Source organism: Salmonella sp. SSDFZ69 (genome assembly GCF_004010755.1).
Taxonomy (GTDB): domain Bacteria; phylum Pseudomonadota; class Gammaproteobacteria; order Enterobacterales; family Enterobacteriaceae; genus Salmonella; species Salmonella enterica.
The window spans coordinates 1,096,865-1,110,563 of sequence record NZ_CP034831.1 but is presented as its reverse complement, the minus strand read 5'-3'; the positions used below and the strand labels follow the sequence as shown (position 1 = coordinate 1,110,563).

Here is a 13,699-nt window from a genome sequence, read left to right as displayed (position 1 = left end):
TGAGCCTGCCAGTCACGCGCCGCGCTTTTACCCTCCTTTACGCTCTTTACGCTGGCATTAGGTTGACGTTTATTTTAGAATTAACTAAATTTAGAAAATACTTAAATAACTATGACAGAGCTTGAACAACTTCAGTCCAGCGCAGAACAGGCGGCGGCCCTGCTCAAAGCGATGAGCCACCCAAAAAGATTACTGATTTTATGTATGCTTTGCGGTTCGCCAAAAACCAGCGCAGGCGAACTGGCGCGCATTACCGGGCTAAGCCCCTCCGCGACGTCGCAACATCTGGCGCGGATGCGGGAAGAAGGGCTGATTGATAGTCAACGCGATGCCCAGCGCATTCACTATTTCATTAAAAATGAGGCGGTTAATACGATTATCGCCACGTTAAAGAATCTCTATTGTCCATAAGGAGGCACGATGTCCATTGGGATAGTTTCCCCCCGTGAGGCGCAAGCGCTGATAGCGCAAGGCGCGAAACTGATTGATGTACGCGACGCCGACGAATATCTGCGCGAGCATATTCCACATGCGCAACTGGCGCCGCTTTCCCGGCTTGAACAGGGCGATTTGCCCGCCAACCTGCGAGCGGAACAGATTATTTTTCACTGTCAGTCAGGTAAACGAACCAGCAGCAATGCAGCAAAACTACAGGCCATTGCCGCCCCAGCTCAGGTCAGTCTACTGGAAGGCGGTATCGACGGATGGAAAGCGGCAGGATTGCCCGTCACAGAAGACAAATCGCAACCGTTGCCGCTGATGCGTCAGGTGCAAATCGCCGCCGGCGGGTTGACGTTGCTTGGGGTGATTCTGGGCTATACGGTCCACGGCGGCTTTTTCCTCATTAGCGGTTTTGTCGGGGCCGGGTTAATGCTGGCAGGCATGACCGGCTTCTGCGGAATGGCGCGACTACTGGAAAAAATGCCCTGGAATACCCGTACTCATTAAGCGGTACCTTCACCGCGCGTCGGTAGGTGTGTAGTAGACTGAAGGCGGGTTTATACCATTGTTCAACAGGAGAGCGTGATGTTCACACCAGGCGATATCGTACAGCCCCGAATGGGTGGGCCGAAACTGAAAGTGATTGAAGTCAACGAGGATCATATTGTCGCGGTACAGGTCGGTAATGAGCAGGGCGAAAAATTGATCCTCAAAGCGGCAGATGTCACCCCCTATTGCGAAGAGGGCGATTTTGGCGTGTGCTGATTTATCAGAATGAGCATGGCGCAACGTTCCCTGAGTCCCGGTTAATAGAGACAGGAAACGAAGCGCCATCTGTTAAAGGTTATCCGTGATTAGATTAAGAAATCATCCAGAGATTTCCCCGCCGCCAGCGCCTGGGCAATCGGTTTAGGCGTACGACCTTGTCCGGTCCAGGTTTTTTCTTCGCCATTGAAATCAGTAAAACGATATTTTGCCGGACGCGGCTGGCGCTTTTTAGCAGAACGCGGCATTGCTGAATCCATGGCAAATAACTCTTCCGGGTTAATACCGTCTGCTTTCATCAGCTCCAGAAAGGCATTAATTTTCTCCTGCTTCTCGGCAAGCTGGCGTTGCTGCAATTCTTCTTCTTCGCGTCTTTCTTTAGTGACAACCCTGAATTTTTCGAGCATTTCTTCAAGAACGTCAATGGAGAATTCGCGAGCCATAGCGCGCAGCGTGCGGATATTATTTAAGTTCTGTAACATCAAATTCATATCAATAAAAACCTTTTAACGCAGAAAACAAAAACTATTACAGGCGGTATTGTATGCGATTATTGATTATATTTCCAGATCCTAAAGTTCATACAGATATACTCAGTATAACTCGATTAATTATATTAATCTGTTAACCAGAAGGTTATATTCATTACCCCCTGTGTGTTTCAGGTTATTCTGCCTACGGTATATCTGTAGGTTTCCCGTTCGGCTGTTTATACCCTTCATTCTTCAAGTTGCTTATGTGTTGGCTACGGATTACCCGGCTCATCCATGGGCCTCGCCCTGACGGGTCGTCGCACGCGACGTTCAAATCTGCTCCCGGCAGATTTGTCGCTCCCCACAGTCACATCGTTATCTATACTCCTGGGGACTCACTCCCTTGCCGCCTTTAAGCAACTCGAAATCCATAGCGTATATAGCGTATTGCGTATCTCAGTAACCACGGTGACCCTCACGGTGGCTGACCTTATACAGAAGTGAATATTTCAGCACAATAAGAGATTAACCATTCAAAAATCACCATCAGAGCTTTATGCTAAAAATCAGCCTGCAATAGCTATAATTATGCTGAGAAAAGTAGAGCGCGTGCCGTTAGCCGAGAATACATCGCATCTGACAACATTTGGAATGTGGCTGAAAATCGCCAGAAAAACAATGCATTATAATGCATTGATTTAAAAGTAATTAATAACTAACAACAACGAAAATCTCGCCGCGAGCAAAAAACACACAACAACAGAGTATTTTATCGACAAAAAGTCTATAAATAAAAATATTGCACTAGTTGATAGTTATTATATAGGGATATACTCTATGCAAATACAAAAGTGCTTTATGATTTCACTACCAACCATCACCTCATTCTGATTGATACGCTACAAGGAGCATTAACATGTTCTCTCCACAGTCACGCTTGCGTCATGCCGTAGCAGACACGTTTGCGATGGTTGTTTACTGTTCTGTTGTGAACATGTTGATCGAGATATTCCTCTCCGGAATGAGCTTTGAGCAGTCGCTTTCTTCCAGGCTGGTGGCGATACCTGTCAACATTTTGATTGCATGGCCATACGGCGTTTACCGCGATCTGATTATGCGCGTCGCGCGTAAGGCAAGCCCGGCGGGATGGGCCAAAAACCTGGCGGATGTATTGGCTTATGTCACCTTTCAGTCACCCGTTTATATTATCATCTTGCTGACCGTCGGCGCTGGCTGGCATCAGATAGTGGCCGCCGTGAGTTCAAACATTGTTGTTTCAATGTTAATGGGCGCGGTTTATGGCTACTTCCTGGATTATTGTCGCCGCCTGTTTAAAGTGAGCAGCTATCATCAGGCTAAGGCGTAAGTTAACGTCGCGACTGGCATTGCCAGTCGCGATTTTAGTCGCTTTTTTCGTCGCCAAAAAGCCCGTTCAGATAACGTTCTAACGCTATTCGGGAGCTAAAGCCGTGGGGAATACCGTAATGTTCGTGGGTCTCGCCGCCTAAATAGAGCGGAAAATTTTGGTAGTGATCGCAGGTCTTAATATCCGAAGCCGGGTCAGCCAGTGATGAGCTACGGTCTTTTAATCTGGGATGAATGATCAGCGCGGTACGCCCCATACGCGCCTCGCGGTTAACATAAACATAATTCTCGCCGCGTCGATAACCATACGTCTTATTCGTCACCACATCGACGGTAAACCCTGCCTTTTCCAGTACCCGCGCCACCTCGTCAGGTCGTAAATACATATTTTATCCTCATTCTCTTGTACTGCGGGCTTACCTTACCCGATAGCGCGTTATCAACGCTTTCAGAAAAGTCCAGAAACGCATGATATCGCCGTAACAAGCCTCAGCAGGTAAAAATATGAACTACACTGAAAGCTACATCGAAATCAATGGAGGATCATATGCTTAACAAACCGAACCGAAACGACGTCGATGATGGTGTTCAGGATATTCAGAATGATGTCAATCGATTAGCCGACAGTCTGGAAGATGTCCTTAAATCCTGGGGAAGCGATGCGAAAGACGAAGCCGAGGCTGCGCGACGTAAAGCACAGGCGTTGCTGAAAGAGACCCGGGCGCGGATGCATGGACGTACTCGCGTAAAACAAGCCGCCTGTGATGCGATGGGGTGCGCGGATACGTTTGTGCGTGAAAAACCCTGGTGTAGCGTAGGAACCGCCGCAGCGGTGGGGATTTTTATCGGGGCGCTGCTTAGCCTGCGTCGCTAACGACGTGCGCTGCCGGATGGCGACATACTTTATTGGGCCTGCATCATTGCCGCAGGCCCAGGTCGCGCCATTCGGCGAAACGGTTACTGTATCGCCTGTCGAAGCTGCCATGCGACCTGTTTCGCCATGCCAGCGGAAGTAATATTGGTAAACGACAGTAAAATGCCCCCCTTTCCTGACGAAACCACTCGCCAACGACTTAGCGCCTGTACCGCCAGTCCGGCCTGATTCGCTTTTGCTACCAGCGCTTTATCATCACCTTCAACCTCAATAACCAATTGAATACCGCCTTTCTGTAATGTCACGACAAATCCCTGTTCTGCCAGCGCCTCTTCAATCCATAACCGTCGCTGAGCATAATGTTGACGCATCTTTTTCAGATGCCGCCAGAAATGGCCATCACGGATAAAATCAGCCAGCGTGTGCTGCCATAACAACGGTACGCTACAGGGCATCAGCGACGCCTGCTGGCGGAAAGGCTCAATCTGCTTTATCGGCACCACCAGCCAGGCGGTACGTAATGCCGGAAAGAGCGACTTACTGAACGTTCCGGCGTAAATCACTCGCTGCGGGGCATCCAGACTCTTGAGCGGCGGAAGCGGTTTACCGTGATAACGAAATTCGCTGTCGTAATCATCTTCAATAATCCAGGCCTGCACATTCGCCGCCCATGCCAGAAGTTGCCGTCGGCGAGTTAACGACAGCGCCACCCCCAACGGACTTTGATGGGCGGGCGTCACCAATGCAAAGCGCCCCTGCGGGCAATCCCGCATCCCCGCCGCGACATTCAGCCCATCGGCATCGACCGGAATCGGCGCCAGCGTAATCCCCTCCTGCGTTATCACCGGGCGAATTAACGGAAAGCCGGGATCTTCCACCCACATGCTGTCTCCCGGCACAGACAATGTACGCAGGATTAGCCGCATAGAATTCGCATATCCGGAGGTAATAAATACCTGTTCCGGCAGACATTCAATGCTACGCGAAACCCGCAGGTAATCGACTATCGCCTGGCGCAAAATCGCCTCGCCGCAGACGTCGCCTAATGCCAGATCGAAGCGCGTCTGCGTGCGCAACCGACGCCCCATCACTCGCGCCCACTTCTCGCGTGGAAAGAGATCCAGCGCCGGTAACCCCATCTGAAAGGGTTTCGGTTCCGGACTTTCTCCGGCAAAAACAGCGGGTATCGGCGGCGCCGTCTCAAACCGTAGAGCGTTGCTCACAAACGTGCCTGCCTGGCCACGTCGCTCCAGCCAGCCCTGCGCCACCAGCTCGCCATAGGCATTTTCCACCGTGGCGCGAGAAACGCCCAGTTCCTGCGCCCACGTCCGACTGGAAGGCAAACGCGTTCCGGGCGCGAGTTCTCCTTGCTCAATGGCCGTTTTTAACTGACGAGCGATGTGCTGATAGCGCGGCATATGGTCTGCTTTTTCTGTAAAAATATGGCTCTCTTTTACAGACCATTATAGTGCTACAGTGCTCGTCATCAACACGAGGAGAAACATGATGACGACGTTACGCCAACCCTATTATGAACTGAGCCCGGAGGTTTACAGCGCTCTGGTGCAGGCGAAAAACGCGCTGGAAAAGAGCACGCTTGACCTCACTCTGATGGAGCTGATTTACCTGCGTGTTTCGCAAATAAATGGTTGTGCATTTTGCCTGGAGATGCACAGTAAAGCGCTGCGTAAGGCTGGCGTGAATCAAGCTAAATTAGATGCGCTGGCAGGATGGCGGGTAAGCCACCATTTCAGCGAGCAAGAGTGCGCGGCGTTAGCCTGGGCGGAATCGGTGACGCACATTGCTGAAACCCACGCCGAAGATAATGTTTACCTGCCGCTGCTCAATCATTTCAGCGCGCGTGAAATCAGCGATCTGACCTTCGCCATCGGTTTAATGAACTGCTTTAACCGTCTGGCGATTGGTATGCGAATGTGACGCATTGTTGCCGGATGGCGCAGATGTCAGCCAACTCTGTTATGCGTCAACCTGCAGGCCGGATCGGGCGTTCACGCCGCCATCCGGCAAAAATTAGCCATGCCGCCCCTACCCCGCTGCGTTCATCAGCGGCGTTAAAATCAATCGAAAATTCCCATATCTTGTATGGTTGAATCTTAATTCAACTACATCTAGTATTTCCTGTATCAACACACGACAATCCGACGCGTTTCATCGCGCCGTTTTCTCATTTTAAATGGAAATACGAATCATGAGCATTACTATTTACACTCGCAATAACTGTGTTCAGTGCCACGCCACAAAGCGGGCGATGGAAAGCCGTGGATTTGAATTTGAGATGGTGAACGTCGATCTGGTGCCGGATGCAGCGGATACGCTCCGGGCGCAAGGATTTCGTCAATTACCGGTGGTGATGGCGGGCGATTTGAGCTGGTCTGGCTTCCGCCCGGACATGATTAACCGTCTGCACCCGACACCCCACGCGGCAAACGCATGAGCGCGCTCGTCTACTTCTCCAGCAGCTCTGAAAATACGCACCGTTTTATGCAGCGTCTGGGGCTGCCTGCCACGCGTATTCCGCTCAATGAACGGGAGCGAATTCAGGTAGACGAACCGTACATTCTGGTTGTGCCGTCATACGGCGGCGGCGGGATGGCCGGTGCGGTGCCGCGACAGGTGATCCGCTTTTTAAATGATGAACACAACCGGGCGCGCATTCGCGGCGTCATCGCCTCCGGTAACCGCAATTTCGGCGATGCCTGGGGATGCGCTGGCGATGTGATAGCACAAAAATGCGGCGTCCCCTGGCTGTACCGCTTTGAGCTCATGGGCACACAACGCGACATCGATAACGTCCGAAAAGGAGTAAATGAATTTTGGCAACAACTACCCCGGAGCGCGTAATGCAGGAAACCATGGATTACCACGCCCTGAACGCGATGCTGAATCTTTATGATAAAGCAGGCCATATTCAGTTCGACAAGGACCAGCAGGCGATCGACGCCTTCTTTGCCGCCCACGTCCGCCCGCATTCCGTGACGTTTGCCAGCCAGCATGAACGTCTGGAGACGCTGGTTCGGGAAGGGTATTACGATGACGCCGTCCTCGCGCGTTACGACCGCGCCTTCGTCCTCCGCCTGTTCGAGCACGCCCACGCCAGCGGCTTTCGCTTCCAGACGTTTCTTGGCGCCTGGAAGTTCTATACCAGTTACACGCTGAAAACCTTCGACGGCAAACGTTATCTGGAACACTTTGAAGATCGGGTGACAATGGTGGCGTTGACGCTGGCGCAGGGTGACGAAACGCTGGCCACCCAACTGACCGATGAAATGCTTTCTGGTCGCTTTCAGCCCGCTACCCCGACTTTTTTAAATTGCGGTAAACAGCAGCGTGGGGAACTGGTCTCCTGCTTCCTGCTCCGTATCGAAGACAATATGGAGTCGATCGGGCGGGCGGTGAATTCGGCGCTGCAACTCTCCAAACGCGGCGGCGGCGTCGCGTTTTTACTCTCCAATCTGCGCGAGGCGGGCGCGCCGATCAAACGCATTGAGAATCAGTCTTCCGGCGTGATCCCGGTGATGAAAATGCTGGAAGACGCGTTTTCGTATGCCAACCAGCTTGGCGCGCGCCAGGGGGCCGGCGCGGTTTATCTCCATGCGCACCACCCGGATATTCTGCGTTTTCTGGATACCAAACGGGAAAACGCTGACGAAAAAATCCGGATCAAAACGCTCTCTCTCGGCGTGGTGATCCCGGACATCACCTTCCGGCTGGCGAAAGAAAACGCGCAAATGGCGCTCTTTTCGCCCTATGACGTACAACGACGCTACGGCAAACCGTTTGGCGATATCGCCATTAGCGAACGGTACGATGAATTAATTGCCGATCCGCACGTGCGCAAAACCTATATTAACGCCCGTGACTTTTTTCAAACACTGGCGGAGATTCAGTTCGAATCCGGGTATCCCTACATCATGTTTGAAGATACGGTAAACCGCGCGAATCCTATTGCTGGTCGCATTAATATGAGCAACCTGTGCTCGGAAATTTTACAGGTCAATAGCGCCTCTCGTTACGACGATAACCTTGACTATACCCACATCGGGCATGACATCTCCTGCAATCTCGGCTCGCTGAATATCGCTCACGTCATGGATTCACCGGACATTGGCCGTACCGTAGAAACCGCTATTCGCGGCCTGACGGCGGTGTCTGACATGAGCCATATACGCAGCGTGCCCTCAATAGCCGCCGGTAATGCCGCCTCTCATGCCATCGGTCTGGGCCAGATGAATCTGCATGGCTATCTGGCGAGGGAAGGTATTGCCTACGGTTCGCCGGAGGCGTTGGATTTCACCAATTTCTATTTTTACACCATTACCTGGCATGCCGTGCATACTTCAATGCGGCTGGCCCGCGAACGCGGCAAAACCTTCGCCGGATTTGCGCAGTCGCGCTATACCAGCGGCGACTATTTTACGCAGTATTTACAGGACGACTGGCAACCGAAAACGGCGAAAGTCAGGGCGCTATTTGCCCGCAGCGGCATTACGCTGCCCACACGAGAAATGTGGCTAAAGCTGCGCGACGATGTGATGCGCTATGGCATCTATAACCAAAATTTGCAGGCGGTGCCGCCGACCGGTTCGATTTCTTACATTAATCATGCGACCTCCAGCATTCATCCGATTGTAGCCAAAATTGAGATTCGCAAAGAGGGCAAAACCGGGCGTGTGTATTACCCCGCGCCGTTTATGACCAATGAAAACCTGGACATGTATCAGGATGCTTACGATATCGGTCCGGAAAAAATTATTGATACCTATGCTGAGGCCACGCGCCACGTCGATCAAGGACTGTCGCTCACCCTGTTTTTCCCCGATACCGCCACGACCCGCGATATCAACAAAGCGCAGATCTATGCCTGGCGAAAAGGTATTAAGTCACTGTATTACATCCGGCTTCGCCAGTTGGCGCTGGAAGGTACTGAAATTGAAGGCTGCGTATCCTGCGCGCTATAAGGAAAGCCATATGAAATTATCTCGTATTAGCGCCATCAACTGGAACAAGATCCAGGACGACAAAGATCTGGAGGTATGGAACCGGCTGACCAGTAACTTCTGGCTGCCGGAAAAAGTGCCGTTATCGAATGATATTCCGGCCTGGCAGACGCTGAGCGCCGCCGAACAGCAGCTCACCATTCGCGTGTTTACGGGACTTACGCTGCTCGACACTATCCAGAACATCGCAGGCGCGCCGTCGTTAATGGCAGATGCCATCACGCCGCATGAAGAGGCAGTGCTGTCGAACATCAGCTTTATGGAAGCGGTACACGCCCGCTCTTACAGTTCTATTTTTTCCACGCTGTGCCAGACGAAAGAGGTTGATGCCGCCTACGCCTGGAGCGAAGAAAACCCGCCGCTTCAGCGTAAGGCGCAGATTATTTTGGCTCATTACGTCAGCGATGAACCGCTAAAGAAAAAAATTGCCAGCGTCTTTTTAGAGTCTTTTCTGTTCTATTCCGGCTTCTGGCTGCCAATGTATTTCTCCAGCCGCGGTAAGCTCACGAACACTGCCGACCTGATTCGTTTAATCATTCGCGATGAAGCGGTTCACGGTTATTATATTGGCTATAAGTATCAGATAGCGCTACAAAAACTATCGGCAATCGAGCGTGAAGAGTTAAAGCTTTTCGCGCTGGATTTGTTGATGGAACTGTACGACAACGAAATCCGCTACACAGAAGCGTTATATGCGGAAACCGGCTGGGTTAACGACGTCAAAGCCTTCTTGTGCTACAACGCCAATAAAGCCTTAATGAACCTGGGTTATGAGGCGTTATTTCCGCCGGAGATGGCAGACGTGAATCCCGCAATCCTTGCCGCGCTCTCGCCGAATGCCGACGAAAACCATGATTTCTTTTCCGGCTCAGGTTCATCTTATGTGATGGGGAAAACAGTCGAAACCGAAGACGAAGACTGGAATTTTTAACCTTGCGGGCATGGGAAATAACGTTACATTTTCCATGCCTTTATTTCAAGCAATACCGGGTTAAATCGCGCAAATATTACAACATGTCCTACACTCAATACGAGTGACATTATTCACCTGGATTCTTCCAATTCAGGTGGATTTTTGCTGGTTGTCTCAAAAAATATCTCTCCCTCCCCATTCGCGTTCAGCCCTTATATCATGGGAAATCACAGCCGATAGCACCTCGCAATATTCATGCCAGAAGCAAATTCAGGGTTGTCTCAGATTCTGAGTATGTTAGGGTAGAAAAAGGTAACTATTTCTATCAGGTAACATATCGACATAAGTAAATAACAGGAATCATTCTATTGCATGGCAATTAAATTAGAAGTGAAGAATCTGTATAAAATATTTGGAGAGCATCCGCAGCGTGCCTTCAAATATATTGAAAAGGGACTATCGAAAGAGCAAATACTGGAAAAAACGGGGCTATCGCTTGGCGTTAAAGACGCCAGTCTGGCCATTGAAGAAGGCGAGATATTTGTCATCATGGGATTATCCGGCTCGGGTAAATCCACAATGGTACGCCTTCTCAATCGCCTGATTGAACCCACCCGCGGACAGGTTCTGATTGACGGCGTTGATATTGCCAAAATATCAGACGCTGAGCTTCGCGAGGTGCGCAGGAAAAAGATTGCGATGGTCTTCCAGTCATTTGCGCTCATGCCGCATATGACCGTGCTGGATAATACGGCATTCGGTATGGAATTAGCGGGCATCGCGGCGCAAGAGCGTCGAGAAAAAGCGCTGGACGCCTTGCGTCAGGTGGGGCTTGAGAATTACGCTCACGCCTATCCGGATGAACTTTCCGGTGGGATGCGTCAGCGTGTTGGGCTTGCCCGCGCGCTGGCAATCAACCCTGATATCTTATTAATGGATGAAGCGTTTTCCGCCCTCGATCCATTAATTCGTACCGAAATGCAGGATGAGCTGGTGAAATTACAGGCGAAACATCAGCGCACCATTGTCTTTATTTCCCACGATCTTGATGAGGCTATGCGTATTGGCGACAGGATTGCCATTATGCAAAATGGCGAGGTCGTACAGGTTGGTACGCCGGATGAGATCCTGAATAATCCGGCAAATGATTATGTCCGCACGTTCTTCCGTGGCGTGGATATTAGTCAGGTCTTTAGCGCCAAAGATATTGCCCGTCGCAGTCCGGTCGGCTTAATTCGTAAAACGCCAGGTTTCGGTCCCCGTTCGGCACTGAAATTATTACAGGACGAAGACCGTGAATATGGTTACGTCATTGAGCGTGGCAATAAATTCGTGGGCGTCGTGTCCATCGACTCATTAAAAGCGGCATTAAGCCAGGCGCAAGGGATTGAAGCGGCGCTTATCGACGACCCTTTAGTCGTTGATGCGCAAACCCCACTCAGCGAGTTGCTCTCTCACGTCGGTCAGGCGCCCTGCGCAGTGCCGGTTGTCGATGAAGAACACCAGTATGTTGGCATTATTTCAAAACGTATGTTGCTACAGGCTTTAGATCGCGAGGGGGGTAACAATGGCTGATCAAACGAATCCGTGGGATACCGCACAGGTGGCCGATACTACGACGCAAACGGCTGATGCCTGGGGAACACCGGCAGGCGTAGCCACGGACGGCGGCAGTACCGACTGGTTGAACAGCGCGCCCGCGCCAGCCCCTGAACACTTTTCTCTTCTGGACCCGTTCCATAAGACGCTGATCCCGCTGGATAGCTGGGTCACAGAGGGAATCGACTGGGTCGTCACCCATTTCCGTCCCCTTTTTCAGGGGATTCGTGTGCCGGTGGATTACATCCTTAACGGCTTTCAGCAACTGCTGCTGGGAATGCCCGCCCCTGTGGCGATTATTCTCTTTGCGCTGATTGCCTGGCAGGTTTCCGGTGTGGGCATGGGGATCGCGGCGCTGATATCGCTGATCGCCATCGGCGCGATCGGCGCCTGGTCGCAGGCGATGATTACCCTGGCGCTGGTGCTGACCGCCCTGTTGTTCTGCGTCGTGATCGGATTACCGATGGGAATCTGGCTGGCGCGCAGCCCGCGCGCGGCCAAAATAGTTCGTCCGCTGCTGGATGCGATGCAGACCACGCCCGCGTTTGTCTATCTGGTGCCGATTGTCATGTTATTCGGCATCGGTAACGTGCCGGGCGTGGTGGTGACGATTATTTTTGCTCTACCGCCGATTATACGCCTGACGATCCTGGGCATTAACCAGGTGCCTGCCGACTTAATTGAAGCGTCGCGCTCGTTCGGCGCCAGCCCGCGCCAAATGTTGTTCAAAGTGCAACTACCGCTGGCGATGCCCACCATTATGGCAGGCGTTAATCAGACGCTGATGCTGGCTCTCTCGATGGTCGTCATCGCCTCGATGATTGCGGTCGGCGGGCTTGGCCAGATGGTATTACGCGGCATTGGTCGTCTTGATATGGGGCTGGCAACCGTCGGCGGCGTCGGCATTGTGATTCTCGCCATCATTCTGGACCGTCTGACGCAGGCCGTCGGGCGCGACTCGCGTAGCCGCGGTAACCGTCGCTGGTATACCACCGGTCCTGTTGGGCTAATCACCCGCCCTTTCGTTAAGTAACTCTCCTGACGCCCGGTGACATTGCGCTTACCGGGCTTACAACTCCCTACCATAATTAAAGGAACAACGATGCGACATACTGTGATATTTGCCTCAGCGTTTGCCACCCTTGTCACCGCCAGCGCTTTCGCTGCCGACCTGCCTGGCAAAGGCATTACCGTTCAACCTATCCAAAGCACGATTTCTGAAGAGTCCTTCCAGACGTTACTGGTCAGCCGGGCGCTGGAAAAGTTGGGTTATACCGTAAATAAGCCGAGTGAAGTCGATTACAACGTAGGCTATACCTCCATCGCCTCTGGCGATGCGACGTTTACCGCCGTGAACTGGCAGCCGCTGCATGATGATATGTATGCCGCAGCAGGCGGAGACAACAAGTTTTACCGCGAGGGCGTCTTCGTCTCCGGCGCTGCGCAGGGCTATCTGATCGATAAAAAAACCGCCGAGCAGTACAACATCACCAATATCGCTCAGCTAAAAGATCCGAAAATCGCCAAAATCTTCGATACCAATGGCGACGGAAAAGCGGACATGATGGGCTGCTCGCCGGGCTGGGGCTGCGAAGCCGTGATCAATCACCAGAATAAAGCGTTTGATCTGCAAAAAACCGTTGAGGTCAGCCACGGTAACTATGCGGCGATGATGGCTGATACCATTACCCGTTTTAAAGAAGGCAAGCCGGTGCTGTATTACACCTGGACTCCGTACTGGGTGAGCGACGTAATGAAGCCGGGTAAAGATGTCGTCTGGCTACAGGTACCGTTCTCCTCCCTGCCGGGCGAACAGAAAAATATTGATACTAAACTGCCGAACGGCGCGAACTATGGGTTCCCGGTTAATACCATGCATATTGTCGCCAATAAGGCATGGGCGGAGAAAAACCCGGCGGCGGCGAAACTGTTCGCCATCATGAAGCTGCCGCTGGCGGATATCAACGCGCAGAACGCCATGATGCATGCCGGTAAATCGTCTGAAGCCGATGTTCAGGGCCACGTGGACGGCTGGATCAACGCCCACCAGCAGCAGTTTGACGGCTGGGTGAAAGAAGCGCTGGCCGCGCAGAAATAAGATCGTTTTTTATGCCGGATAAAGCGCAGTTCATGCGCCGCTATCCGGCCAACGCAATCTCTCCTCAAAGCGCACGATTCATCACGTCACCGTTCCCCTTTATTCATCAACATCCGCTATGATTGTTTTCCCAGGAAATAATTATCTGAATCA

The 13,699-nt window shown here is 51.9% G+C and carries 16 protein-coding genes; 13 read left to right on the top strand and 3 right to left on the bottom strand.

What is annotated here, in order from left to right:
- Window positions 1–111 precede the first annotated feature (111 nt).
- From EOS98_RS05555 to EOS98_RS05545, 3 genes are all read left to right on the top strand, one after another.
- The gene (locus EOS98_RS05555; protein ID WP_001749413.1) at window positions 112–411 is read left to right on the top strand and encodes an ArsR/SmtB family transcription factor; all 300 of its coding nucleotides are present in this window, start codon (window positions 112–114) and stop codon (window positions 409–411) included.
- Window positions 412–420: 9 nt separating this feature from the next.
- Window positions 421–948 (top strand): rhodanese family protein, encoded by a 528-nt coding sequence (locus EOS98_RS05550; protein ID WP_000022011.1) that lies wholly within the window; start codon window positions 421–423, stop codon window positions 946–948.
- 78 nt (window positions 949–1,026) lie between these two features.
- Complete coding sequence (locus EOS98_RS05545; protein ID WP_000494943.1) at window positions 1,027–1,206, top strand: hypothetical protein; 180 nt, start codon at window positions 1,027–1,029, stop codon at window positions 1,204–1,206.
- 89 nt (window positions 1,207–1,295) lie between these two features.
- Here the strand turns inward: EOS98_RS05545 and stpA are convergent, their stop codons facing one another.
- Complete coding sequence (gene stpA / locus EOS98_RS05540; protein ID WP_001051100.1) at window positions 1,296–1,697, bottom strand: DNA-binding protein StpA; 402 nt, start codon at window positions 1,695–1,697, stop codon at window positions 1,296–1,298.
- A gap of 898 nt (window positions 1,698–2,595) precedes the next feature.
- Between stpA and alaE the strand changes: the two genes are divergently transcribed.
- Window positions 2,596–3,045 (top strand): L-alanine exporter AlaE, encoded by a 450-nt coding sequence (alaE, locus tag EOS98_RS05530; RefSeq protein WP_000492669.1) that lies wholly within the window; start codon window positions 2,596–2,598, stop codon window positions 3,043–3,045.
- Between the two features lie 34 nt (window positions 3,046–3,079).
- On the opposite strand, the gene EOS98_RS05525 is transcribed toward alaE, so the two are convergent.
- Complete coding sequence (locus EOS98_RS05525; protein ID WP_000281304.1) at window positions 3,080–3,430, bottom strand: DUF2002 family protein; 351 nt, start codon at window positions 3,428–3,430, stop codon at window positions 3,080–3,082.
- Between the two features lie 161 nt (window positions 3,431–3,591).
- Between EOS98_RS05525 and EOS98_RS05520 the strand changes: the two genes are divergently transcribed.
- Window positions 3,592–3,918, top strand: a complete 327-nt coding sequence (locus tag EOS98_RS05520) for a DUF883 domain-containing protein (RefSeq protein ID WP_001650455.1) — start codon at window positions 3,592–3,594, stop codon at window positions 3,916–3,918.
- Window positions 3,919–4,001: 83 nt separating this feature from the next.
- Here EOS98_RS05520 and EOS98_RS05515 read toward each other — a convergent pair whose 3' ends face one another.
- Complete coding sequence (locus EOS98_RS05515; RefSeq protein ID WP_126523890.1) at window positions 4,002–5,336, bottom strand: PLP-dependent aminotransferase family protein; 1,335 nt, start codon at window positions 5,334–5,336, stop codon at window positions 4,002–4,004.
- A gap of 88 nt (window positions 5,337–5,424) precedes the next feature.
- Here EOS98_RS05515 and EOS98_RS05510 point away from each other — a divergent pair, with 88 nt between their 5' ends.
- From EOS98_RS05510 to proX, 8 genes are all read left to right on the top strand, one after another.
- A complete protein-coding gene (locus EOS98_RS05510; RefSeq protein ID WP_023193597.1) occupies window positions 5,425–5,856 on the top strand; it encodes a carboxymuconolactone decarboxylase family protein in 432 nt (143 codons plus the stop codon).
- Between the two features lie 271 nt (window positions 5,857–6,127).
- The gene (nrdH, locus tag EOS98_RS05500) at window positions 6,128–6,373 is read left to right on the top strand and encodes a glutaredoxin-like protein NrdH (RefSeq protein WP_000028870.1); all 246 of its coding nucleotides are present in this window, start codon (window positions 6,128–6,130) and stop codon (window positions 6,371–6,373) included.
- A complete protein-coding gene (gene nrdI, locus EOS98_RS05495) occupies window positions 6,370–6,780 on the top strand; it encodes a class Ib ribonucleoside-diphosphate reductase assembly flavoprotein NrdI (RefSeq protein ID WP_001275401.1) in 411 nt (136 codons plus the stop codon). The genes nrdH and nrdI overlap by 4 nt, the downstream gene beginning before the upstream one ends.
- Window positions 6,753–8,897, top strand: coding sequence for a class 1b ribonucleoside-diphosphate reductase subunit alpha (gene nrdE, locus EOS98_RS05490; protein ID WP_126523889.1), 2,145 nt, complete (start codon window positions 6,753–6,755; stop codon window positions 8,895–8,897). The genes nrdI and nrdE overlap by 28 nt, the downstream gene beginning before the upstream one ends.
- Before the next feature lie 10 nt (window positions 8,898–8,907).
- Window positions 8,908–9,867 carry a class 1b ribonucleoside-diphosphate reductase subunit beta gene (gene nrdF / locus EOS98_RS05485; RefSeq protein ID WP_000777903.1) on the top strand — a complete coding sequence of 320 codons (960 nt, stop codon included), beginning with the start codon at window positions 8,908–8,910 and terminating at the stop codon, window positions 9,865–9,867.
- Window positions 9,868–10,221: 354 nt separating this feature from the next.
- Window positions 10,222–11,424: a glycine betaine/L-proline ABC transporter ATP-binding protein ProV gene (gene proV, locus EOS98_RS05475; protein WP_000985529.1), complete on the top strand. Its 1,203-nt coding sequence runs from the start codon at window positions 10,222–10,224 to the stop codon at window positions 11,422–11,424.
- Entirely contained in the window at window positions 11,417–12,481 is a 1,065-nt protein-coding gene (gene proW, locus EOS98_RS05470; protein ID WP_000775015.1) for a glycine betaine/L-proline ABC transporter permease ProW, read from the top strand. Before proV ends, proW begins: the two co-directional genes overlap by 8 nt.
- A 69-nt stretch (window positions 12,482–12,550) precedes the next feature.
- A complete protein-coding gene (proX, locus tag EOS98_RS05465; protein ID WP_001216618.1) occupies window positions 12,551–13,546 on the top strand; it encodes a glycine betaine/L-proline ABC transporter substrate-binding protein ProX in 996 nt (331 codons plus the stop codon).
- Window positions 13,547–13,699: the final 153 nt, after the last annotated feature.